Annotated in this window: 17 protein-coding genes and 3 tRNA genes; 10 read left to right on the forward strand and 10 right to left on the reverse strand. The window is 72.6% G+C overall.

Features of this window, described 5'->3' with window-relative positions; genetic code table 11:
* Positions 1-145 precede the first annotated feature (145 nt).
* A complete protein-coding gene (locus ACFV2J_RS12330) occupies positions 146-895 on the forward strand; it encodes an SDR family NAD(P)-dependent oxidoreductase (protein ID WP_385081782.1) in 750 nt (249 codons plus the stop codon).
* A gap of 428 nt (positions 896-1,323) precedes the next feature.
* Here ACFV2J_RS12330 and ACFV2J_RS12335 read toward each other — a convergent pair.
* The 3 genes from ACFV2J_RS12335 to ACFV2J_RS12345 form a co-directional block, all read right to left on the reverse strand.
* Positions 1,324-1,397: transfer RNA gene (locus ACFV2J_RS12335), tRNA-Ile, on the reverse strand.
* A gap of 165 nt (positions 1,398-1,562) precedes the next feature.
* Positions 1,563-1,635: transfer RNA gene (locus ACFV2J_RS12340), tRNA-Asn, on the reverse strand.
* Positions 1,636-1,640: 5 nt separating this feature from the next.
* Positions 1,641-1,713, reverse strand: a tRNA-Asn gene (locus ACFV2J_RS12345).
* 145 nt (positions 1,714-1,858) lie between these two features.
* Here ACFV2J_RS12345 and ACFV2J_RS12350 point away from each other — a divergent pair.
* From ACFV2J_RS12350 to ACFV2J_RS12365, 4 genes are all read left to right on the forward strand, one after another.
* Positions 1,859-2,164 (forward strand): YtxH domain-containing protein, encoded by a 306-nt coding sequence (locus tag ACFV2J_RS12350; RefSeq protein ID WP_385081780.1) that lies wholly within the window; start codon positions 1,859-1,861, stop codon positions 2,162-2,164.
* Between the two features lie 152 nt (positions 2,165-2,316).
* Entirely contained in the window at positions 2,317-3,771 is a 1,455-nt protein-coding gene (locus ACFV2J_RS12355) for an FGGY family carbohydrate kinase (protein WP_385081779.1), read from the forward strand.
* A 203-nt stretch (positions 3,772-3,974) separates the two neighbouring features.
* Complete coding sequence (locus ACFV2J_RS12360; protein WP_385081777.1) at positions 3,975-5,708, forward strand: ABC transporter ATP-binding protein; 1,734 nt, start codon at positions 3,975-3,977, stop codon at positions 5,706-5,708.
* Entirely contained in the window at positions 5,708-7,636 is a 1,929-nt protein-coding gene (locus ACFV2J_RS12365) for an ABC transporter ATP-binding protein (RefSeq protein ID WP_385081776.1), read from the forward strand. Before ACFV2J_RS12360 ends, ACFV2J_RS12365 begins: the two co-directional genes overlap by 1 nt.
* 160 nt (positions 7,637-7,796) lie before the next feature.
* Here ACFV2J_RS12365 and ACFV2J_RS12370 read toward each other — a convergent pair whose 3' ends face one another.
* From ACFV2J_RS12370 to ACFV2J_RS12390, 5 genes are all read right to left on the reverse strand, one after another.
* Positions 7,797-9,095 carry an RNA polymerase sigma factor gene (locus ACFV2J_RS12370; protein WP_385081774.1) on the reverse strand — a complete coding sequence of 433 codons (1,299 nt, stop codon included), beginning with the start codon at positions 9,093-9,095 and terminating at the stop codon, positions 7,797-7,799.
* Positions 9,096-9,342: 247 nt separating this feature from the next.
* Positions 9,343-11,253: a DNA primase gene (gene dnaG / locus ACFV2J_RS12375; protein WP_385081773.1), complete on the reverse strand. Its 1,911-nt coding sequence runs from the start codon at positions 11,251-11,253 to the stop codon at positions 9,343-9,345.
* A gap of 46 nt (positions 11,254-11,299) precedes the next feature.
* Positions 11,300-12,565, reverse strand: a complete 1,266-nt coding sequence (locus ACFV2J_RS12380; RefSeq protein ID WP_385081772.1) for an NAD(P)/FAD-dependent oxidoreductase — start codon at positions 12,563-12,565, stop codon at positions 11,300-11,302.
* Between the two features lie 93 nt (positions 12,566-12,658).
* On the reverse strand, positions 12,659-14,032 hold the full coding sequence (locus ACFV2J_RS12385) for a deoxyguanosinetriphosphate triphosphohydrolase (RefSeq protein WP_385081771.1): 1,374 nt from the start codon (positions 14,030-14,032) through the stop codon (positions 12,659-12,661).
* 62 nt (positions 14,033-14,094) lie between these two features.
* Positions 14,095-15,009, reverse strand: a complete 915-nt coding sequence (locus tag ACFV2J_RS12390) for a sirohydrochlorin chelatase (protein WP_385438426.1) — start codon at positions 15,007-15,009, stop codon at positions 14,095-14,097.
* Between the two features lie 248 nt (positions 15,010-15,257).
* Here ACFV2J_RS12390 and ACFV2J_RS12395 point away from each other — a divergent pair, with 248 nt between their 5' ends.
* Entirely contained in the window at positions 15,258-15,971 is a 714-nt protein-coding gene (locus ACFV2J_RS12395; RefSeq protein ID WP_385081793.1) for a vancomycin high temperature exclusion protein, read from the forward strand.
* Positions 15,968-17,473 carry a membrane-associated oxidoreductase gene (locus ACFV2J_RS12400; RefSeq protein WP_385081769.1) on the forward strand — a complete coding sequence of 502 codons (1,506 nt, stop codon included), beginning with the start codon at positions 15,968-15,970 and terminating at the stop codon, positions 17,471-17,473. The genes ACFV2J_RS12395 and ACFV2J_RS12400 overlap by 4 nt, the downstream gene beginning before the upstream one ends.
* A gap of 68 nt (positions 17,474-17,541) precedes the next feature.
* Here ACFV2J_RS12400 and ACFV2J_RS12405 read toward each other — a convergent pair whose 3' ends face one another.
* Complete coding sequence (locus ACFV2J_RS12405) at positions 17,542-17,979, reverse strand: gamma-glutamylcyclotransferase family protein (protein WP_385081768.1); 438 nt, start codon at positions 17,977-17,979, stop codon at positions 17,542-17,544.
* Between the two features lie 263 nt (positions 17,980-18,242).
* Here ACFV2J_RS12405 and ACFV2J_RS12410 point away from each other — a divergent pair, with 263 nt between their 5' ends.
* The 3 genes from ACFV2J_RS12410 (at position 18,243) to ACFV2J_RS12420 (ending at position 21,643) form a co-directional block, all read left to right on the forward strand.
* On the forward strand, positions 18,243-19,910 hold the full coding sequence (locus ACFV2J_RS12410) for a M4 family metallopeptidase (protein WP_385438430.1): 1,668 nt from the start codon (positions 18,243-18,245) through the stop codon (positions 19,908-19,910).
* A gap of 384 nt (positions 19,911-20,294) precedes the next feature.
* A complete protein-coding gene (locus ACFV2J_RS12415; RefSeq protein WP_385081766.1) occupies positions 20,295-20,831 on the forward strand; it encodes a hypothetical protein in 537 nt (178 codons plus the stop codon).
* A 167-nt stretch (positions 20,832-20,998) separates the two neighbouring features.
* Positions 20,999-21,643 (forward strand): class F sortase, encoded by a 645-nt coding sequence (locus tag ACFV2J_RS12420; protein WP_385081765.1) that lies wholly within the window; start codon positions 20,999-21,001, stop codon positions 21,641-21,643.
* 50 nt (positions 21,644-21,693) lie between these two features.
* Here ACFV2J_RS12420 and ACFV2J_RS12425 read toward each other — a convergent pair whose 3' ends face one another.
* The gene (locus tag ACFV2J_RS12425; RefSeq protein ID WP_385081764.1) at positions 21,694-22,476 is read right to left on the reverse strand and encodes a sulfite exporter TauE/SafE family protein; all 783 of its coding nucleotides are present in this window, start codon (positions 22,474-22,476) and stop codon (positions 21,694-21,696) included.
* Positions 22,477-22,856 lie beyond the last annotated feature (380 nt).

The following is a 22,856-nucleotide window of genomic DNA, read 5'->3' on the forward strand; positions in this document are numbered from 1 at the left end:
CCGCCCTTCTCTGCCCACTTGACGCCTCCTCCCGCCCTCCGTACCGTCACCTCTCGCATACGCGGACATGACTGTCATTCACATCCGCGGACATGCGGGCGACAGGGCGAGCAGAAGACGGGACGAGGGTGAGGACGGGGTGGCCATGACCCAGCGGCGTGTGGTGGTGTCCGGTGGCGGCACCGGGATCGGCCTGGCGACGGCGGAGGCGTTCGCCGCGGACGGGGACCGGCTGGTGCTCCTCGGCCGCCGCGAGGAGGTGCTGCGCAAGGCGGCCGACGCGCTGAACGGACGGTTCGGGGAGTCGACGGCGACCTGGTGCGCGGCGGACCTCTCCGACCCCGAACAGGTCGGCACGGTGCGGGACTTCGTGACGGCCGACGACACCCCGGTGGACGTGCTGGTGGCCAACGCGGGTGGGAACGTGGCCGCCGCGCACGACGGCAGCCTCGCCTCCATCGCGGACGGCTACCGCCGCAACTTCGACGCCAACGTCCTGACCGCCGTGCTGCTCACCGAGGCCCTGCTCCCCCACATCCGCAGGCCCGGCGGCCGCGTCGTGCAGCTCTCCTCCATCGCCTCGCTGCGCGGCCCGGGGTCCTACGGCGGCTCCAAGGGCTGGATCAACACGTACACGTACGACCTCGCCCAGCGCGTCGGCCCCGAGGGCATCACCGTCAACGCGGTGGCCCCCGGCTTCGTCGGCGACACGGAGTTCTTCGGCGACCGCGCGACCCCGGAGTTCGTGGCGTCGCGGGTCGCGCAGTCCCTGACGGGGCAGCCGGGGCACCCCTCGGAGATCGCCGCGGCCGTCCGGTACGTCGCGTCGCCCGAGGCGGCGTATCTGACGGGGCAGCTGCTGCACGTCAACGGCGGGGCGGCGCTGGGCCGCTAGGGCGTGTTGCGGTGAGTCCCGCCTGCCTCGCCGGGCGGCCGGTGAGGGAACTCCGGCGCTCCCGGACCGGCACCGGGACGGACCGGCACCGGCGTCCGCCGCGGCGTTCCGGGAATCGTGGTCCGCGTTCACCGGTTGGGGTGAGCCCCCGGACAGGTCGCCCCGCCCCCTCGGAGAGAGCTCGGCGGCCCTCTGGGCGGCCGGGGAGGCGCGGGGGTCCTGATCACCCGGCCGGTGTCCCGTACGCCGCTGTCGACGGCCGCGTGGCCCCTCGGCGGGAGTCCGACGGACCGTCGGCCGGCCGTCCGTGCGCGGCGGGGGCACCTGGTCCTGGTCCGGATGGATGAATGCGGACCGCCGCCTCGGGGCTGCGCCTGCCGTTACCGCGTTTCCACAGATAGAAACGGTTCTGCTACGCCTGCACTGGGTGGGGCGGGTGGGACTCGAACCCACGGCCGACGGATTATGAGTCCGCTGCTCTAACCGGCTGAGCTACCGCCCCTTACGGCGCGTCGCGCACATTTGTGCGCGCCGTCTGCCGCAGCATAGCCGCTCATACGATCTCCTGCTTCGGATGGTCGGCAACGCATGACCATGAGGACTTCGGCGCCGGCCACGCGGTTCCCCCGGACATGAAAAAGGACCCCTGAGGGGTCCTCTTCCGTTGCTCTCCCGACTGGACTCGAACCAGTAACCTGCCGGTTAACAGCCGGCTGCTCTGCCAATTGAGCTACAGGAGATCGCGCTCCCCCGACTGGACTCGAACCAGTAACCTGCCGGTTAACAGCCGGCTGCTCTGCCAATTGAGCTACAGGGGATTGCCTCGTTGCATCGAACGCACCTACCTGGGTATTCGCCAGGGGGCGTGCGCTCGCTGCGACACATACATTAGCGCAAGCAGGGGGGTGCTCCGCCAATCGGTTCCCCCCGCACCGATGCCGAGGCAAGGGAAGGGTGGCCGTCATGCGCTACCGGCTCACATTCGTCGCCGGACTGGCCGTGGGTTACGTGCTGGGCACACGCGCCGGGCGCGAGCGCTACGAGCAGCTGAAGAAGTCCGCGCGGCAGCTCGCGCAGAACCCCGTGGTGCGCAACACCGCCGAGACCGCCGCCCAGCAGGGGCGCCAGGCCGCGGGCAAGGCGTACCACGCGGTGAGCGAGAAGATGGGTGACCGTGTGCCCGACTCCGTGACCCAGCGCGTCCGCTCCCTGCGCGAGCGGAACACCAACGGCACCGGCGAGGACGACTGGGGCACGACCAACACCTGAGTCTCCGGATGGCCGAATCGCCCCGAAGGCCCGGCGCGAGAGGCGTCGGGCCCCTGGCACCAGGGCCTCAGGGGCCCCCGGGCACTCGTGCTCACCAGGGGTGACACCCGGCCCGGCGCGCTCGCCTCCCCCGGTACGGCAGAATTTCCACCATGGGGATAGTCGCCGGGTTGGACAGTTCACCCGATTTCACTCGCATCGTCGTCTGTGACACGGACACGGGTGCCGTGCTCAGGCAGGGTTATGCGCCGCACCCGGTGGAGAGCACCGAGGGCGGCGGTCGTCCTTCCGATGTCGATCCGCAGGCCTGGCTGCTGTCCCTGGGCGAGGCCGCCGGCGGAGGCCTGCTCGAAGGCGTGCAGGCCATCGGCGTGTCCGCGCAGCAGAACGGGCTCGTCCCGCTGGACGCGCAGGGCAACACGGTGCGCCCCGCCCTCGTCGGCGGTGACAAGCGGGCCCAGGTGGCCGCCGCCGACCTGGTGGACGCGCTCGGCGGACGCGAGGCGTGGGCCCAGGCCGTGGGCTGCGTCCCCCAGGCCGCGCAGCCGGTGACCAAGCTGCGCTGGCTGAACCGGACCGAACCCGACGCGGCCCAGCGCACCGCCGTGCTGCTCCAGGCCCACGACTGGCTGGTCTGGCAGCTGCTCGGCCGGCCGCTGCGCCGGACCACCGACCGCGGCGGGGCCTCCGGCACCGGCTACTGGTCGGCGGGGACCGGCGCCTACCGGCCCGATCTCGTCGAGCTCGCGCTGGGCCACCAGGCGACTCTGCCCGAGGTGCTCGGCCCGTCCGAGGCCGCGGGCACCACTCCCGAGGGGCTGCTGATCTCGGCGGGCACCGGCGAGACGATGGCCGCGGCGTTCGGGCTCGGCATCGGGCTCGGGGACGCGGTCGTCTCCCTCGGCGCCTCCGGGTCCGTGATGGCCGTGCACACCGAGGCGCTGGCCGACCCCTCCGGCATGATCACCTCCCTGGCGGACGCGACCGGACTCCATCTGCCGGTGGTGACGACCCTGAACGCCGTACGGACCCTGCGCGGCGCCGCCGAACTGCTCGGCCTGCCCGACCTGGAGAGCCTGTCCGACCTGGCGATGAAGTCCACGCCGGGCTCGCACGGACTGGTCCTGCTGCCCTATCTGGAGGGCGAGCGGACCCCCAACCTGCCCCACACGGCGGGCACGCTCTCCGGGCTGCGGCGCGAGTCGATGCGGCCCGAGCACCTGGCGCGGGCCGCCTTCGAGGGCATGCTGTGCGGACTGGCGGACGCGCTCGACGTGCTGCGCGGACGGGGCGTGGACGTCCGGCGGGTCTTCCTGCTCGGAGCGGCCGCGGAGTTGCCGGCCGTACAGGCCGCGGCGCCCGCGCTGTTCGGCGCGCAGGTCGTCGTGCCGCAGCCCGCGGACTACGCGGCGCTCGGCGCGGCCCGCCAGGCGGCCTGGGCACTCGGCGTGTCGCAGGGCACCCTCGACCCCCGGCTGCCACCCGTCTGGCAGGGTGCGGTCGCCCAGGTTCTGGAGCCCGGTGAGGAACTGGCGGTGGGCCAGGCCGTACGACAGCAGTACGTCTCCGTACGGGAGCAGACGCATCCTGGGGCGTTTCGCGCATAGCGGCGCGCAGGGGGGCATATGGGGGAAACGGGGCGGCCGGGGAAGTCCCGTGAGGGCCACGGACGTACGTCGGAGGTCCGGTCCGGGTCGGCTCTTGGTCCGCTCTTGGATTAATCGATTGGGGTAACGCGGGCGGAGTGTCCGACGATAGGGGGTGGTGCACCACCGACCGCACTGCCGTCGCCGACTCCGAGAGAAGCCGCGTGCTCATACGACTGCTTCGGACCCACCTCAGTCCGTACAAGAAACCCATCGCCCTCCTGGTGTTCCTGCAGTTCCTGCAGACCTGCGCCACCCTCTACCTGCCGACCCTGAACGCGCACATCATCGACAACGGCGTGGTCAAGGGGGACACCGGATACATCCTGTCCTTCGGCGCCCTGATGATCGGGATCTCGCTGGTCCAGGTCTTCTGCAACATCGGAGCCGTCTACTACGGCGCCCGGACGGCGTCGGCCGTCGGCCGGGACATCCGCGCGGCCGTCTTCGACCGGGTGCAGTCGTTCTCCGCGCGCGAGATCGGCCACTTCGGCGCCCCGTCACTGATCACCCGCACCACGAACGACGTCCAGCAGGTACAGATGCTGACGCTGATGACGTTCACCCTGCTGGTATCGGCGCCGATCATGTGTGTGGGCGGCATCGTGCTCGCCCTCGGCCTGGACGTGCCGCTGTCCGCGATCCTGGTCGCCGTCGTGCCCATCCTCGGCATCGGCGTGACGCTGATCGTGCGCAGGCTGCGCCCGCTGTTCCGGACCATGCAGGTGCGCCTGGACACCGTGAACCGGGTGCTGCGCGAGCAGATCACCGGCAACCGCGTCATCCGCGCCTTCGTCCGGGACGACTACGAGAAGGACCGCTTCCGGGGCGCGAACACCGAGCTGACCAAGATGTCCCTGGCCACCGGCCGGATGCTCGCACTGATGTTCCCGATGGTCATGACCGTCGTGAACCTCTCGTCGATCGCCGTGGTCTGGTTCGGCGCCCACCGCATCGCCAGCGGCGGCATGCAGATCGGCGACCTCACCGCGTTCCTCGCCTATCTGATGCAGATCGTGATGTCCGTGATGATGGCCACCTTCATGTTCATGATGGTGCCGCGCGCGGAGGTCTGTGCCGAGCGCATCCAGGAGGTCCTGGACACCTCCTCCAGCGTCGTGCCGCCCACCGCGCCCGTCCTGGAGCTGCGTCGCCACGGCCATCTGGAGATCCGCGGCGGCGGGTTCCGCTACCCGGGTGCCGAGGAGCCGGTGCTGAAGTCCATCGACCTGGTGGCGCGGCCCGGTGAGGTGACGGCCGTGATCGGGTCGACGGGCAGCGGGAAGTCGACCCTGCTGGGTCTCGTCCCCCGGCTGTTCGACGCCACCGACGGCCAGGTGCTGGTGGACGGCGAGGACGTGGCGACCGTGGAGCCGCAGCTGCTGGCCAGGACGGTCGGGCTCGTCCCGCAGAAGCCGTACCTCTTCGCGGGAACGGTGGCGAGCAACCTGCGCTACGGCAATCCGGACGCGACCGACGAGGAGCTGTGGCACGCGCTGGAGGTGGCGCAGGCCAAGGGCTTCGTGGAACAGCTGGACAACGGCCTGCAATCGGCGATCGCACAGGGCGGCACGAACGTGTCGGGCGGTCAGCGCCAGCGCCTCGCGATCGCGCGCACCCTCGTGCAGCGCCCGGAGATCTACCTCTTCGACGACTCCTTCTCCGCCCTCGACTACGCGACGGACGCGGCGCTGCGGGCCGCGCTCGCCGAGGAGACCGCCGAGGCGACCGTGGTGATCGTCGCCCAGCGGGTGTCGACCATCCGTGAGGCCGACCGCATCGTGGTCCTCGACGAGGGCCGGGTCGTCGGCACCGGACGCCACCACGAACTGATGGCGGACAACGAGACCTACCGGGAGATCGTGCTCTCCCAGCTGACGGAAGCGGAGGCCGCCTGATGGCCGGGCCCATGGGACGCATGATGGCCGGGGGCGGCCCCGATCAGCGCTCGCTGGACTTCAAGGGATCCGGGAAACGGCTCCTGGCGCAGTTCAGGCCGGAGCGCGTCACCCTGTACGTGATGCTGTGCGCCGTCGTGCTGAGCGTGGGGCTCTCGGTGATCGGGCCGAAGATCCTCGGCAAGGCCACCGACCTCGTCTTCGCGGGGATCATCGGCCGGCAGATGCCGGCCGGCGCCACCAAGGCCGAGGTCCTCGCGGGCATGCGCAAGCGGGGCGACGGCGGCATGGCCGACATGCTCTCGGGGACGGACTTCACCCCGGGCAAGGGCATCGACTTCGGCGCCGTCGGCGACGTACTGCTGCTCGCGCTCTGTACGTTCCTGGTGGCCGGTCTGCTGATGGCGGTGGCGACCCGTCTGGTGAACCGGGCCGTCAACAAGACCGTGTACCACATGCGCGAGGACCTCCAGGCGAAGCTCTCGCGCCTGCCGCTCTCGTACTTCGACAAGCGGCAGCGCGGCGAGGTGCTCTCGCGCGCCACGAACGACCTCGACAACATCCAGCAGACGCTCCAGCAGTCGATGGGCCAGTTGGTCAACTCGCTGCTGACCATCGTGGGTGTGCTCGTGATGATGTTCTGGGTGTCGTGGCTGCTGGCGCTCGTCGCGCTGGTCACCGTCCCGCTCTCGTTCTTCGTCGCGACCCGCATCGGCAAGCGCTCGCAGCCGCACTTCGTGCAGCAGTGGCGCACCACCGGCAAGCTCAACGCGCACATCGAGGAGATGTACACCGGGCACACGCTGGTGAAGGTGTTCGGACGCCAGGAGGAGTCGGCCGCGCAGTTCGCGGAGCAGAACGAGAAGCTCTACGAGGCGGGGTTCAAGGCGCAGTTCAACAGCGGGGTCATGCAGCCGCTGATGATGTTCGTGTCGAACCTGAACTACGTGCTGGTGGCGGTGGTCGGCGGCCTGCGGGTCGCGTCGGGCTCGCTGTCGATCGGTGACGTGCAGGCCTTCATCCAGTACTCCCGGCAGTTCTCGATGCCGCTGACGCAGGTCGCGTCGATGGCGAACATGGTGCAGTCCGGAGTCGCCTCCGCCGAGCGTGTCTTCGAACTGCTGGACGCGGAGGAGCAGGCGGCGGATCCCGTGCCGGCGGCGCGTCCGGACGAGCTGCGGGGGCGGGTGGCGCTGCAGAACGTGTCCTTCCGCTACGACCCCGAGAAGCCGCTCATCGAGGACCTGTCCCTGAAGGTGGAGCCCGGACACACGGTGGCCATCGTCGGCCCGACGGGTGCGGGCAAGACCACGCTGGTGAACCTGCTGATGCGCTTCTACGACGTCACGGGCGGCCGGATCACGCTCGACGGCGTCGACATCGCGTCGATGTCGCGGGACGAACTGCGGTCGGCGATCGGGATGGTGCTCCAGGACACCTGGCTGTTCGGCGGCACCATCGCGGAGAACATCGCGTACGGGGCCTCGCGCGACGTGACGCGCGGGGAGATCGAGGAGGCGGCGCGGGCGGCGCACGCGGACCGGTTCGTCCGGACGCTGCCGGACGGCTACGACACCGTGATCGACGACGAGGGAAGCGGGGTCAGCGCGGGTGAGAAGCAGCTGATCACCATCGCGCGCGCGTTCCTGTCCGATCCGGTGATCCTGGTGCTCGACGAGGCGACCAGCTCCGTCGACACCCGTACCGAGGTGCTGATCCAGAAGGCGATGGCGAAGCTGGCGCACGGGCGCACGTCGTTCGTGATCGCGCACCGGCTCTCCACGATCCGGGACGCGGACACCATCCTCGTGATGGAGAACGGGTCGATCGTGGAGCAGGGCGCGCACACGGAGCTGCTCGCGGCGGGCGGGGCGTACGCGCGGCTGTACCAGGCGCAGTTCGCCCAGGCGGTGGCCGAGGTCGACTAGGCGGTCAGGCGGTTCAGGGGACCGGGGAGGGGTGCTCGCCGCAGCGACGCCCCTCCCCGCTCGTCCGGCCCGCTCGTCCGGGTGCTCCGTCCGGGCGCCAGGTCCGGGCGCTCCGTCCGGCGGGCGGCGCGCCCCGGCCGGCGCCGGCGGAGCGGTCGCCTCAGTCGAGGTAGCCGCGCAGTTGGTCCGCGAAGGCGTGGTCCCGCAGCTTGTTGAGGGTCTTGGACTCGATCTGGCGGATGCGCTCGCGCGTCACCCCGAAGATGCGGCCTATCTCCTCCAGGGTGCGGGGGCGGCCGTCCGCCAGACCGTAGCGGAGCTGCACCACCTTGCGTTCCCGCTCGCCGAGCGTGGACAGGACCGCCTCCAGGTGCTCGCGCAGGAGCAGGAACGCGGCGGACTCGACGGGCGACGCCGCGTCGCCGTCCTCGATCAGGTCGCCCAGCGCGACGTCGTCCTCCTCGCCCACGGGGGCGTGCAGGGACACCGGCTCCTGGGCCAGCCGCAGGACTTCGCTGACCCGCTCGCTGGGGAGGTCGAGGTGGGCGGCGACCTCCTCCGGGGTGGGTTCGTAGCCGCGCTCCTGCAGCATGCGCCGCTGCACCCGGACCACGCGGTTGATCAGTTCGACGACGTGGACGGGGACCCTGATGGTCCTGGCCTGGTCGGCCAGCGCCCGCGACATGGCCTGCCGGATCCACCAGGTCGCGTAGGTGGAGAACTTGTACCCGCGGGCGTAGTCGAACTTCTCGACCGCGCGGATCAGGCCCAGGTTCCCTTCCTGGACGAGGTCGAGCATGGTCAGGCCGCGGCCCACGTAGCGCTTCGCGACCGAGACCACGAGCCGGAGGTTCGCCTCGATCAGCCGGCGCTTGGCCATGCGGCCCATGACGACCAGTTTGTCGAGGTCCAGGGCGAGTTGGCTGTCGAGGTCGGAGGCGAGCCGCAGCCTCTCCTCGGCGAAGAGCCCGGCCTCCACCCGGCGGGCGAGTTCGACCTCCTCGGCCGCGGTGAGCAGCGGGATGCGGCCGATCTCGCGCAGGTACTGGCGGAACAGGTCGGAGGAGGGGCCGCCGGTGTCCGCGGTGCGGGTGCGCAGCGGCTCCACGGGTTCGGGGGCCTCGGTCTCGACGTCGACCGCGTCCGCGGGCGGGCCGTCCGGCTCGGGCGGTGCCTCCTCCGGTTCCGCCTCGGGGTGGTGCGCGGCACGGCTCTGCGGGGGGAGCGCCGCGCCGCCGCCGGGCTCCGCGTCGGTGTCCGTGGGGCTGTCGGTCTGTGTGAGGGTCTGGGTCTGCACGGGGGCGACCTCCAGGAATGTCGCTGCTGAGACGTGCGGCAGCGGTACGTCGGGGATGGGGTCGGCGGCCTCGCCGCTGTCCATCCCGTAGTCGTTTGGCGGAACGGCGGGTATCGGGAACCCGCCGCGTGCGGGTCGGCCGCGCTCCGAGGACTCAGGCACCGGAACCCAGTGTGGAGTACGACACATCGCCGCCACGAGGGGCGTGCGGTGACTTTTTGCGTCCGGTCCGTGACCGCGTGATTACCCTCGTGCACGAGTGCGCAGGACCGGGCGGCCGAAACCTGCGGAAAGGCGCATGTGGGGGCGGGCGTCCCGGGGACGGCGTGCGCGCCGGGGCCCGGTCGGTGGTGTGCGGGCCCCGGACGCGGGACCCGTGCGGTGGCGGCGGCCCGGTCCGGGCCGGGCCTCAGAGCGCCTCCGCGCCCCGTTCGCGCAGCGCCTGCCCGTACTGCTGGAGAACCCACAACTCGTTCTGCACGGCGGCCAGCTGGGCCGGGTCGCCGTGGGCGCTGGCGCGGGCCAGGGCGCCCTGGACGTCCACGACGCGGCGCTCGACGGCACGGCGGCGGACCATGACGAGCTGGTCGCCGGCGTAGGTCTCGTCGACGGTCTTGCGCATGATGGCCTCGACGGCCAGCTCGGTGACCATGGCGCGAACCGTGTTGTCCGGGGCGGCCTCGCGGACCAGGACCAGGTACTCCTGGGGGTCCTGCGCCCCGTACTCCGCGCCGCCCGCCTCCATGATCGCCTGGCGTACGGCGGCGTACGGCGGGGCGGTGAACTCGTCGGTCCCGTAGGCGTCGAAGGCCGGGGAGACCAGCTCGGGGCGCTGGAGGGCGAGCTTGAGCAGCTCGCGCTCGGTGGCGAAGACGGGGTTGCGGAGGTTGAGGGCGGGGCCGCCGTGAGGGGTCTGGGCGGCGGCGTACGCCTGCTGGGGCCGCTGTCCGGCGGGGGCCGGTCCCGCCGGGCCCTTGCCGCCGCGGTCGCGGGCCCAACGGGCCAGCTGGGCCACCCGCTTGACGACGAACTGGGTGTCGAGGATGCCGAGCATGCCGGCGAGCTGCACGGCGACCTCGTGCTGGGCGCCGGTGTTCTTGATGCGGGCGACGACCGGGGCCGCCTCGTCGAGCGCGGACGCCCGTCCGGCCGGGGTCTCCAGGTCGTAGCGGGCGACGATGTGGCGCAGCGCGAACTCGAAGAGTGGGGTGCGCGGTTCGACGAGGTCGGCGACGGCCTCGTCGCCCTTGGCGAGGCGCAGGTCGCAGGGGTCCATGCCGTCCGGGGCGACCGCGATGTAGGTCTCGGCGGCGAACTTCTGGTCGTCCTCGAAGGCGCGCAGGGCCGCCTTCTGGCCGGCCGAGTCGCCGTCGAAGGTGAAGATGACCCGCGCCGAGCCGTTGTCCATGAGCAGCCGGCGGAGGATCTTGATGTGGTCGCCGCCGAAGGCCGTGCCGCAGGTCGCGATGGCGGTCGTGATGCCGGCCAGGTGGCAGGCCATGACGTCGGTGTAGCCCTCGACCACGACCGCGCGGCTGGTCTTGGCGATCTCCTTCTTGGCGAGGTCGATGCCGTACAGGACCTGGGACTTCCGGTAGATCGCCGTGTCGGGGGTGTTGAGGTACTTCGGGCCGTTGTCCGCCTCGTACAGCTTGCGCGCGCCGAAGCCGACGACCTCGCCGCCGATGTCGCGGATCGGCCACATCAGGCGTCCGCGAAAGCGGTCGATGGGGCCGCGGCGGCCTTCCTGGGAGAGGCCGGACAGGAGCAGCTCCTTGTCGGAGAAGCCCTTGCCGCGGAGGTAGCGGGTGAGGTGGTCCCAGCCCTGCGGGCTGTAGCCGACGCCGAAGTGCGCGGCGGCGGCCTGGTCGAAGCCGCGCTCGGCCAGGAACTTGCGGCCGGTGTCGGCCTCGGAGCTGGTGTCGAGCTGCTCGATGTAGAACTGTGCGGCGATCTTGTGGGCCTCGACCAGGCGGATGCGTTCGCCGCGCTGGTGGGACGGGTTGTACCCGCCCTCCTCGTAACGGAGTGTGATGCCCGCCTGTCCGGCGAGGCGCTCGACCGCCTCCGAGAAGGAGAGGTGGTCGACCTTCATCACGAACGTGATGGTGTCGCCGCCTTCCTGGCAGCCGAAGCAGTGGAAGAGACCCTTGCTCGGGCTGACCTGGAAGGACGGTGACTTCTCGTCGTGGAAGGGGCAGAGGCCCTTGAGATTGCCGCCGCCCGCGTTGCGCAGCTGGAGGTACTCCGAGACGACGGCGTCGATCGGGACCGCGTCCCGAACAGCCTTCACGTCCTCGTCGTTGATCCTTCCAGCCACGCGTGAATTCTACGGGGGCGCGGTGACAGCCGAGCGCCGCCGTGGGTCACGGGAGCAGACTGTCCAGCGGGACGTGCGGGTCGGCCAGTGCCTCGGCGTCCACCCGGGCCCGGGATCGGATCAGCTGCTGGATCGGCTCCGTGACGTCCCACACATTCACGTTCATCCCGGCCAGCACCCTGCCCTCCTTCAGCCAGAAGGCGATGAACTGCCGTTTGCCCGCGTCTCCCCTGATCACCACCTGGTCGTAGGTGCCCGGGGGCGCCCAGCCCGAGTACTCGAGTCCGACGTCGTACTGGTCGGAGAAGAAATAGGGCACGCGGTCGTACGGCGTCTCGCGGCCCAGCATCGCGCGGGCGGCCGCCGGTCCGCCGTTGAGGGCGTTGGCCCAGTGCTCGACGCGCAGCCGGGTGCCGAAGAGGGGGTGGGGGAAGGCGGCGACGTCACCGGCGGCGTGGATGTCGGGGTCGGAGGTGCGCAGCCGCTCGTCGACGGCGATGCCGCCGCCCTGTGCCCGGGGGGCGATCTCCAGGCCCGCGGCCTCGGCGAGCCCGGTGCGCGGTGCCGCTCCGATGGCCGCCAGGACGTCGTGGGCGGGGTGTTCCTCGCCGTCGTCGGTGCGGGCGGCGAGGACCATGCCGTCCTGGCCGACGATCTCGGTGAGGCGGGCGCCGAAGTGGAAGCGGACGCCGTGCTCGCGGTGCAGGTCGGTGAAGAGCTGTCCGAGCTCGGGGCCGAGGACCGAGTGCAGCGGGGTCGCCTCCGGCTCGACGACGGTGACCTCGGCGCCGTACTCGCGGGCCGCCGCCGCGACCTCCAGGCCGATCCAGCCGGCGCCCGCGATCACGATGTGCCCGTTGTCCCTGCCGAGCGCGGCGAGGACTCCCTTCAGCCGTTCGGCGTGGGCGAGGCGGCGCAGGTGGTGGACTCCGGCGAGGTCGGTGCCCGGGATGTCGAGGCGGCGCGGCTCGGCGCCGGTCGCGAGGAGCAGCTTGTCGTAGTGGACGAGCGTTCCGTCGTCGCCGAAGCGGACCGTCCTCGCGGTGCGGTCGATCGCGTCGACGGTCTGGCCGAGGTGCAGCTCCACGTCGTTCTGCGCGTACCAGGCGGGTTCGTGCACGAAGACGCTGTCGCGCTCCTCCTTGCCGAGGAGGTAGCCCTTGGAGAGCGGCGGGCGCTCGTAGGGGTGGTCACGTTCGTCGCAGATCAGTATCACCCGCCCGGTGAATCCCTCCGCTCGGAGTGTCTCGGCCGCCTTGGCGCCGGCCAGGCCTCCTCCGACGATGACGAATGTCTGATCCGCGTCGACCACTTGATGCCTCCTCGTAAGGATGTCGCCCCATGCGAGCGTCCCGCACGCAGCGTGATGCGGGAAGAGGGAGTGGCCCGATCAGGCCACGCAGGGTCACACTCCGCCGCCTGTGGTGGGGCGGGTGGTGAACCTGAGGTGCAGTGAGCGCGCCGAGGCGTCCGTCAGCGAGGCGATCTGGTCGACGATCACCCGTTTGCGGGCGCGGTCGTCGGGCGCTTCGTCGAACAGTGCCCTGAACTGCGGGTCCAGGCCGTCGGGGGCGCGGGCGGTGAGCGCCTCGGCGAGTTCGGCCACCACGATCCGCTGATCGGCGCGGAGCAGTTCCTGCTCGGCGCGCTGCATGACGTAACGGTCCGCGACCGCCTTGAGGACCGCGCACTCCAGGCGCGCGGCGCGCGGAACGACCAGTTCCGCACCGTAGCGGGTGAGCCGGCCGAGGCCGTACGTGGTCCGTGTGGCGCCCTCGGCGGCCAGGCAGAAGCGGCCGATGAGCTGGCTGGTGGCGTCCTTGAGCCGGGCCTGGGCGATGGCCGATCCGTCGTAGCCGTGCGGCCACCAGTCCTGGTCGAGGAGGCGGTCGAGGGCCTCGGCGAGCTCGGCGGGGTCGGTCTCCGCGGACACGTACCGCCCGATGGCCACCGCGAAGATCTCCTGCCGTTCCGGCTCGGCGTGCAGGCAGCCGGGGTCGATGTGGCCCGCGTGCAGCCCGTCCTCGACGTCGTGGACCGAGTAGGCCACGTCGTCCGACCAGTCCATGACCTGGGCCTCGAAGCAGGTGCGGGTGGCGGGGGCGCCCTCGCGGATCCAGTCGAAGACCGGCCGGTCGTCCTCGTAGACCCCGAACTTCGGTGACTCGGGGGCGGTGGGGTGGGCGCCGCGGGGCCAGGGGTACTTGGTGGCGGCGTCGAGGGTGGCGCGGGTGAGGTTGAGGCCGACGCTGACCAGTTCGCCGGTCTCCTCGGACGGCACGAACCGCTTGGGTTCGATGCGGGCGAGCAGCCGCAGCGACTGCGCGTTGCCCTCGAAGCCTCCGCAGTCCCGCGCGAACTCGTTCAGCGCCTGTTCGCCGTTGTGTCCGAAGGGCGGGTGGCCGAGGTCGTGGGAGAGGCAGGCCGCCTCGACGAGGTCGGGGTCGCAGCCGAGGGCCGCGCCCAGCTCACGGCCGACCTGGGCGCATTCCAGGGAGTGCGTCAGCCGGGTGCGGGGGCTGGCGTCCCAGGCCCGGTCGAGGGTCCCTCCCCTGCGGGCGGAGTCGAGGCCCTGGGGAAGGGTGCCGGGCGTGACGACCTGGGTCTTGCCCGCGAGCCTGCGCAGCGCGGAGGAGTGCAGCACACGCGCGCGGTCGCGCTGGAAGGCGGTGCGTCCGGGGCGCTTGTCGGGCTCGACCGCCCAGCGCTCGACGGCGGTCTCGTCGTACTCCTCGTGGCCGGTGTGGTGCTCGCATGCCTTCGGTGCGGTGCCTTCCATGCACCCGACAGTAGTCGCAGGCGGTGACGGCCGGAGCCCGCAGGACCACCGCGAGCCACGGTTCAGGTCGCGGCGAGCTCGCGTGCGAAGGCCGGTTCGGGGGCGGCGAGGGCCTGGTCGTAGCGGTGCAGCACGAGGCGGGCCATGGCCGGGTGGGTGCCCAGGGGCGCGGCGGCGATCCAGGGGGCGGCCCCGGCGCACGCGGTGGCGAAGCGGCCGGGTGCGGTGAAGTAGGAGGCGACGGCGATGCGGTGGCGGCCCCGGGCGGCCATGGCCCGTACGGCGGCCGGGACGGTGGGCGCGGCGGCGGAGGCGTACGCCGCCGTGACGGGCACCCCGAGGCGTTCGGCCAGCAGACCGGCGGTGCGGCGGGTGTCGACGGCCGCGTCGGGGTCGCGGGAGCCGGCGGCGGCCAGCACGACGCCGCTCGCCCGGCGGGCGGCGTCGCTCATCCGGGTGCGCCAGCCGGCCTCGACCAGCCGCGCGTACAGCGTCTCCACGAGGAGCGGGTGCGGGCCGAGCGGGGCGGCGACGCGGGCGCGCAGGCCCGGGACCGCGGCCACCGCCGCGGGGACGTCCCGCTTGACGTGGTGGCCGCGGCTGAGCAGCAGCGGCACGAGGACGGCCCGGGGGTCGCGGGCCGTGTCGATCGAGGCGAGGGCGGCGGGCAGCAGCGGTTCGTCGAGCTCCAGATGACCGAGCCGCACGGGCAGGTGCGGGCGCAGCTCGCGGACCCGTTCGGCGAGGGTGCTCACGGTGTCGAGCGCGCGTGGGTCGCGGCTGCCGTGCGCGACGAGGACGAGCGGCGGGGGCGCCGGGCGCCGCGTGCCGTTGAGCGAGACGAGGCTGAGCTGCGTGCCGAGGCGGCTGGTGATCGCGTTCATCAGTTGCGCCGTGGTGTCGAGGGGAGCGCCCGGGAGCGGCCGGCCCCCGGTGCCGGCCGGGGACTCGTCGTGAGGGGGTTGCGACGCCGTCATGGACCGATCGTGCCGGTCGGAGGTTGCCGCGCCGTTGCACCGGCGTGACGGGGGTTTTCCGGGGGTTCACGGTGGCGTTCCGCCCATCCGTGAGGCCCGCGCACGCGCGGCCGGCGACGTCGGGTGACCCCGGTCACCGCACCACACCGAACCGAACGGGCTTGCGCTGCGTCCCCATCTGTCGAACGCCGTCACGCGCCGACGCCATCTGGGGGACACCGATCATGCTGCGCCTGCCGGGCCCGAGCATCCGTAGACCGCTTCTCCGACGGCCCCGGCAGCTCCGGCGGTTCCTCCGGTTCCCCCGCACCCGCGCCGGGCAGCGCAGGGCGGTGCAGGTGATCATGGCGCTGTGCGTGCTGGCGCTGCTTCCCGCGACCTGGCTGTACGCGGTGACGGGCGACCGGCTGCGGACCACCGCGGACGTGCCGAGGACCGGGGTCGCGGTGGTGTTCGGGGCGGGGCTGTGGGAGGGCGAGCCGTCGCCGTACCTCGCGCACCGGCTGGACGCGGCGGCGCGGCTGTACAGGGCGGGACGGATCGAGGTCGTCCTCGTCACCGGGGACAACAGCCGCGAGGACTACGACGAACCGGACGCCATGCGCGCGTATCTGACCCGGCACGGGGTGCCGGACGGCCGGATCGTCAGCGACTACGCCGGGTTCGACACCTGGGACTCGTGCGTACGGGCCCGGAAGATCTTCGGGGTCCACGAGGCGGTGCTGATCAGCCAGGGGTTCCACATCCGGCGGGCCGTCGCGCTGTGCCGCGCGGCGGGGGTGCGTTCGTACGGCGTCGGGGTCGACGACGCGCACAACGTCACCTGGTACTACGGGGGTGCCCGCGAGGTGTTCGCGGCGGGCAAGGCCCTGCTGGACGTGGTGTTCGAGCCCGATCCGCGGTTCCTCGGGCGGAAGGAGCCCGGCGTGGCGCGGGCGCTGGCCTCGGCGGGTGCGCGGTGATCCCCGCCGACCTGACGCCCGCCGAACGCCGGGTCCGGGACGCCTTCCCGCTCGGCGAGGGCGTCGACTTCCGCGAGAGCGACGTCGAGGACGCCGCGGACGGGGCCTCCTGGGGACCGGAGCGGACCGTGCGCGCCGAGGTGCTGAGGGCGCTGCTGATCGGCGGGGCCGCCCGGGAGGGCGGGATCGCCGGCCTGAGGCTGAGCGGGGCGCGCGTCACCGGGCGGCTGGACCTCGCCTACGGGACGGTCGACCACCCCGTACGGCTGCGGTTCTGCCACTTCGAGCAGGATCCGAACCTGTACGGGGCGCGGCTGCGCAACCTGGTGCTGAGCGACTCGGTGCTGCCCGGACTCACCGCCGGCACCCTGCGGGTGGAGGGGGTGCTGCGGCTCAGCTGCTGCCGTGTCACCGGGCAGGTGCGGCTCCAGGGCGCGAAGATCTCGGGCGCCGTCTTCCTGAACGGGGCGCGGCTCGGCGTGCCACCGGACCCGGACGCCCCGCCCCGCGATCCCGGGGCCCCGGAGGCCTCCGCGGAGCCGGCCCTCCAGCTCAACCACGCCGAGGTCGGCACCGACGTGTGGGCCGTCGGTCTCGTCTCCCACGGCCAGGTCCGGCTGAACGGCGCGACGCTCGGCGGGCAGTTGAACCTCGACGACGCCGAACTGCACGCGCCGGGCGGCACCGCGCTGCACGCCGAGACGCTGTCGGTCGGCACCGATCTGCGGGCCATGCGGCTGCGCGCCCACGGGCGGGTCAACCTGAGCGGCGCGAGGATTCCCCACCAGCTCAACCTGGCCCACGCCCGGCTGTCGAACCCCGGCGGACCCGCCCTGCGGGCCAGCAGCTGTGTCATCGGCGAGCTGTGGCTGCGCGAGGCCCCTCCGATCGTGGGCACGGTCAATCTGCGCCGCTCCCAGCTGGACCTGCTGCACGTTCCCCCGGAGACCTGGCCCGGCCGGGTCCGCATCGACGGCCTCAGCTACCGCACCCTCGCCCCGCATCTGCCCGCCGAACTGCGGCTGCCCCTGCTCGAACGCGAGGAGTCGGGCTATCTCCCGTACGCCTACGAGCAGTTGGCGACCGCCTACCGCACCGCGGGCGACGACGCCGCCGCGCGCACGGTGCAGCTGGCCAAGCTCCGGCGGCACCGCGGGACGCTGTCACGCCCCGCCCGGTTCTGGGGCCATCTGCAGGACGCGACCGTCGGGTACGGCTTCCGGCCGATGCGCGCCGCCGGCTGGCTGCTGTTGCTGCTGTGCACGGGCGCGGTCACCTTCGCGCTGCACCACCCGGCGGCCCTGAAACCGGCCGAGGCACCCGGTTTCAATCCCCTCGTCTACACCCTCGACCTGCTGCTGCCCCTGGTCGACTTCGGGCAGGAGACGGCCTTCGCGCCGCGTGACGGCTACCAGTGGCTCTCGTACCTGCTGATCGCCACCGGCTGGATCCTGGCGACGACGATCGCGGCGGGCGTCACCCGCTCCCTCAACCGCCAGTAGCCGCCCGGCGGTCCCAGGTCGCGCACCGCTCCCGGCGCACCACGTCTGCCGGGCGCCGGCGGACCCCGTCACGGCGTACGCCCGCGCTCCCGCCAGTCCCCGCCCGGGACGAGCCGGCCGTGGGCGCGCAGCCGGGCGGCGACGGCGGGGGCGGCCAGGTACACCCAGGCCCGCGCCGCCGTGCCGTCCGCGCGGATCACGTCCCCGACCACCCGCTCGTACAGGTTGCGGGGGTCGCCCGGCACGTACTCCTCCAGCCGGTCGAGCGCGCCGAGCAGTTCCCCGTACGCCTCGGGCAGCGCCGTGACCAGTTCCCCGCGCACGACGCCGGCGGGCTCCTCCACGGCGTACGGATACCCGGGTCCGTCGTACAGCACGATCCCCCGCATCGTCCCAGGCTCCTCGGACCGCGTCCGTCCGCGCAGGAGGAGGTCGTGGTTGTGCTCGCCGGGGCGCAGCGTGCCGTAGGCGAAGAACGGCAGTCGTCCCCCGTTCGCGACGTTCACGAGCCGGTCTCCTCCCTCGTCCCCGGGGTCGTCCCGGTGGCCGCCCCGGACGTCGTCGCCACCGTGGTTCCCGTGGTCGTTCCATGGTCGTTCCGGGCGCCGTCTCCATGATCGTCCCTCATTCGTGAGGGCACGGAAACGATTCTCTCCACACCCGCCGGAACCGTACGTGGGCTATGGACATGACATGTCATGCACCTTTAAATCTGAACCGACATCAGCGCCCCCCACACGCGTCTGAGCGTGCCTCCCCGAGGAGACCGATGAGTCGGAACCGGATACGGCCCACCCGAGGTTCCCGTCTGGCCGCCGGGGTGGCCGCGGCCACCACCGCCCTGCTGGCGACCGCCCTCACCCCCACCGCGGGCGCCGTCACCCCCACCGCCGGCGCGGCGGAACGGCCGAGCCGGGCCACCGCGATCGCCGACGCGGCGACGGCCCTCGCGCACGAGGCCGCCCGGCTGGGCCTGACCTCCGCCGAGGGCACCGGCGTGCGCGACGTCGTCATCGACGCGGACGGCGGCCGGCACGTGCGCTACGACCGCACGTACCGCCGACTGCCGGTGCTCGGCGGCGACTTCGTGATCCATCTCGCCCCGGACGGCTCCTACCGCGGCGCGGACCGGGCCACCTCCCGCGACCTCGCCGTCCCCACCACCACGCCCGCGCTCTCCGCCCCGAAGGCCGCCTCCCTGGCCGCCACCGCGCTGCGCGCCGCACACGCCGGCCAGACCCTGAGGAAGGTGACGGCCAGGCCGAAGCTGGTGGTCGACGCCCTGCACGGCACGCCCCGACTGGCCTGGCGCACCGACGTGGTGGGCCAGGACTCACTGGGCAACCCGGTCGCCCGCATGGTGCTCACCGACGCCCGCACCGGCCGGCGGATCGACGCCTGGGACAGCATCGAGACGGCGACCGGCGACGGCAGCTCGCTCTACAGCGGCACGGTCCCGCTGGAGACCACGCCGTCCGGATCGGCGTACCAGCTCAAGGACCCGACGCGGGGGAACACGTACACGGGCGACGCGGCGAACAAGACGGACCTGTGCATCTTCGGGATCTGCATCAGCCGGGCCCCGGCGACCCTCTTCACCGACGCCGACAACCACTGGGGCGGCGGCGCGGCCACGGACCGCTCCTCGGCCGCGGTCGACGCCCAGTACGGCACGGACGAGACCTGGGACTACTACAAGGACGTGCACGGACGCAACGGCATCGCGGGCGACGGGAAGGGCTCGTACAACCGCGTGCACTACGGCAGCAAGTACAACAACGCCTTCTGGGACGACAGTTGCTTCTGCATGACGTACGGCGACGGTGACGGGACGACGTTCGGCCCGCTGGTGGCGCTCGACGTGGCCGGTCACGAGATGTCCCACGGAGTGACCTCGAAGACGGCGGCGCTGACGTACTCGGGCGAGTCGGGCGGCCTCAACGAGGCGACCTCCGACATCTTCGGCACGCTGGTGGAGTTCCACGCGCACAACGCCACCGACCCCGGTGACTACCTGATCGGCGAGAAGGTGGTGCGTTCCGGGTTCGGCAAGCCGGCCCTGCGCTTCATGGACCGCCCCTCCAAGGACGGCAACTCGGCGGACTGCTGGAGCTCGTCGGTGGGGAACCTCGACGTCCACTACTCGTCCGGCGTGGCGAACCACTTCGCGTACCTGCTCGCCGAGGGCAGCGGCCCGACGACCGTGGGCGGCGTCCCGTACGACAGCCCGACCTGCGACGGCTCGACGGTCACCGGCATCGGCCGGGACAAGCTCGGCGCGATCTGGTACCGGGCACTGACGGTCTACATGACGTCCTCGACCAAGTACGCGGGTGCGCGGACGGCGACCCTGAACGCGGCGAAGGATCTGTACGGCGCGGGCAGCACGGAGTACGGCGCGGTGGCGGCGGCCTGGTCCGCCGTGTCCGTGGGCTGACGCGCCGGGCCGTACACCCCGGTACCGTCCGGTCCCGTCGAGGCCGAGCGGGCGCCGCGCCCCTCCGTCGGGGCCGGACGCCCGCGTCGGCGTGACCGGACGCCCGTGTCGACGGGGCCGGGCGCTCTTCACCCGTTCACCCATGCCCTCCCCCCTTCGGACCCCCGTTCTCCCCTCACGTTCGACGCACACCGCTGACCTGCCGAAACGCTCCCCGATCCGCCCGTACGGCCCCCTCGTACGCCACCCGTTCACCGCACTTCCGGCTTTCCCCGGGCAAGCGGGCGCGCACCGATGCCACTTACCTCGGAAGGGCAGGGGCACGACCGACGCAGCGGCACTTGGGGGTGCCGCGGGCCGCGCCCCCTCGGAGGAGCAGCAACCATGCGACGCACAGCCCGTCTGCTGATCGGTACCGCGCTCGCCGTCGCCGCCGCGGGTCTCACCGTCGTGCCCGCGTACGGCGAGAGCACCGTGAGTCTGGTGGTGTCCCCCTCCACCGCGCTCCCGGGTGGCGACATCACCGTCAGCACGGCGGCGTGCGGCACGAACGGCGCCGCGACGGGTGACGCCAGCGCGGTCGGCGCCGGCACCTTCCCGCTCGCCGCCGGCCCGCGCGAGAGCGACGCGGTCGGCCGGTTCCGGGTGCCGCCGAGCGCGCAGCCGGGGACGTACGAGATCGTCGCGAAGTGCTCCCGCGGCACACAGGTCACCGGGGATCTGACGGTCACCATGACCTCGACGACCTCGGGTGCCTCGGCGCACGACGGGCTCCAGCCGCACGGACATGTGAACACGGGCGTCGGTGGCGCACTCGGCACCGACCCCACGAAGACCGCGGCGGGAGTGGCGGCACTGGCCGTCGCCGCCGCGGGCGGTACCTGGCTCCTGCATCGCCGGGCGAGAGGCGACGGGATCTGACGGACACCCTCCGCTGTCCGTCTGCCGGTACCGCCGTCCCCTCCCCCTCCGTGGCCCGACGCCCCTCGCGGCCCGGAGGGGGACGGGGACCCACCCACGGGCGAAACCCCGAGGCAGCCCGAAAGGCCCCTCGAGGAATCCCCGAAGAACCCCGAGAGGAGGCTCCCGTGCACCGGATAACCAAGGCCGGTCGCCCCGGCAGCGTCGGCAACACCTTCATAGCGTCCGTCACCGTGGTCGCCCTCTGCTCGGGCGTCTGGCTGGTGCGCAGCGGCACCGAGAGCCACCCGCCGCCCCAGCCCTCCGCCGCCCAGTCGGGCACCGGCCGCGCGGTCCGGCAGTCCGTCCCCGCGCTCCGCCACTCCCCGCCCGAGCGGATCCGCATACCCTCCATAGGCGTGGACGCCCCGCTGATGGGCCTCGGGCTCACCCCCCAGGGCAGTCTGGACGTCCCGCCCGCCGCGCAGAAGAACCTCGCGGGCTGGTACGAGGCCGGCACCACGCCCGGCGAACGCGGCACCGCCATCGTCGCCGGCCATGTCGACAACACCGAGGGACCGGCCGTCTTCTACGACCTCGGCTCCCTGCACAAGGGCAGCGCCATCGAGGTGGCGCGCCGCGACGGCGGCACCGCGCACTTCACCGTCGACGCCGTCGAGGTGTACGACGCCCGCGACTTCCCCGACGACAAGGTGTACGGGGCCGCGCCCCGCCCCGAACTGCGCGTCATCACCTGCGGCGGCGACTATTCGAAGGCGACGGGCTACCAGGGCAACGTGGTCGTCTTCGCCCACCTGACCGGCAGCGGCTGACCCGGGCCCGCCCGCGCGCGGGCGACACGGGTCCGGCCCGAGCGGCGGCCTCAGGCCACCCACTGCTGGTACGCCAGGTTCGCGACCAGCGCGAACACCACCGTGAGCAGGACCACCCGGACGAACCCGCTGCCCCGCTTCAGCGCGGTGTGCGCCCCGACGGTCCCGCCGACGAGGTTGAAGACCGCCATCAGCGCGGCCAGTTGCCAGTACACCGTGCCCTTCCAGGCGAAGGTCGCGAGGGCGCCCGCGTTGGTGCAGCAGTTGACGATCTTGGCGGTCGCGGAGGCGGTCACCAGGTCGAGGTGGAGCAGCGCGGTGAGGGCGAGGACGAGGAAGGTGCCCGTGCCGGGGCCGACGAGTCCGTCGTAGAAGCCGATGCCGAGGCCGGCGAGTCCGATCGCGGCGAGCACGCGGCGCGGCGGGACGGGCCCGGCCGAGGGTGCGGTGCCGAAGGCGGGGCGCAGGATGACGAACGTCCCGACGCCGACCAGGACCACCATGACGACCGGCTTCAGGACGTCCGTGCTCATCCCGGCGGCCACGAAGGCACCGGCCGTGGAGCCGGCGAGCGCCGCGAGACCGATCCGGACGGCCAGCCGCACGTCGACGGGCGCCTTGCGCGCGTAGGTCACCGCCGCGCCGCTCGTCCCGACGATCGCGACCGCCTTGTTGGTCCCGAGCGCGTACGCCGCCGGGGTGCCGCCCGGCAGTCCGAGCAGCAGCGCGGGCAGCAGGAGCAGTCCGCCGCCGCCCACCACGGCGTCGATCCATCCCGCCGCGAGGGAGGCGAGGCACAGCACAACGACCATGGTCAGCGATATGTCGGGCATGATCGCGACCCTAACGGAGGGGATGGATGTGTCGTCCACGGAATTGGGCGTCTTCCGAGGTTCTCCGCCCGGCGCGCGGAACGACGGGCCGGACCCTCACAACCGGTCGCCGCCCCCGCTGAGGTCAGCGTTCCGCCCGGGAAACAGCGGTGATGCGACCGGGTAACACCGGCGTCGCACGCTGCGGGCATGACCTCGAACGCGCGGCCGGTGGCGACCGGCACCGGATCCGCGGGCACCCGTGCCGCCCGGGGCCGCGAAGAACCCGGCGATCGGGCAGGCCCGGTCGGCCCGGTCGGCCCGGCAGGCCCTGCGACAGGAAGAGCCGGCGTTCTGCCGGCGCCCGCCGCGCCCGCCGCGCCCGCCGCGCCCGCCGCGTC

Source organism: Streptomyces sp. NPDC059668 (assembly GCF_042734135.1).
Classification (GTDB): Bacteria; Actinomycetota; Actinomycetes; order Streptomycetales; family Streptomycetaceae; genus Streptomyces.

Excerpts from the sequence above, each read along its gene's own strand:
- ACFV2J_RS12365 (WP_385081776.1), top strand. The coding sequence starts at position 5,708 with ATGGCCGGGCCCATGGGACGCATGATGGCCGGGGGCGGCCCCGATCAG.
- ACFV2J_RS12350 (WP_385081780.1), top strand. The coding sequence starts at position 1,859 with ATGCGCTACCGGCTCACATTCGTCGCCGGACTGGCCGTGGGTTACGTG.
- ACFV2J_RS12385 (WP_385081771.1), bottom strand. The coding sequence starts at position 14,032 with ATGGAAGGCACCGCACCGAAGGCATGCGAGCACCACACCGGCCACGAG.
- ACFV2J_RS12390 (WP_385438426.1), bottom strand. The coding sequence starts at position 15,009 with ATGACGGCGTCGCAACCCCCTCACGACGAGTCCCCGGCCGGCACCGGG.
- ACFV2J_RS12355 (WP_385081779.1), top strand. The coding sequence starts at position 2,317 with ATGGGGATAGTCGCCGGGTTGGACAGTTCACCCGATTTCACTCGCATC.
- ACFV2J_RS12410 (WP_385438430.1), top strand. The coding sequence starts at position 18,243 with ATGAGTCGGAACCGGATACGGCCCACCCGAGGTTCCCGTCTGGCCGCC.
- ACFV2J_RS12425 (WP_385081764.1), bottom strand. The coding sequence starts at position 22,476 with ATGCCCGACATATCGCTGACCATGGTCGTTGTGCTGTGCCTCGCCTCC.
- ACFV2J_RS12330 (WP_385081782.1), top strand. The coding sequence starts at position 146 with ATGACCCAGCGGCGTGTGGTGGTGTCCGGTGGCGGCACCGGGATCGGC.
- ACFV2J_RS12415 (WP_385081766.1), top strand. The coding sequence starts at position 20,295 with ATGCGACGCACAGCCCGTCTGCTGATCGGTACCGCGCTCGCCGTCGCC.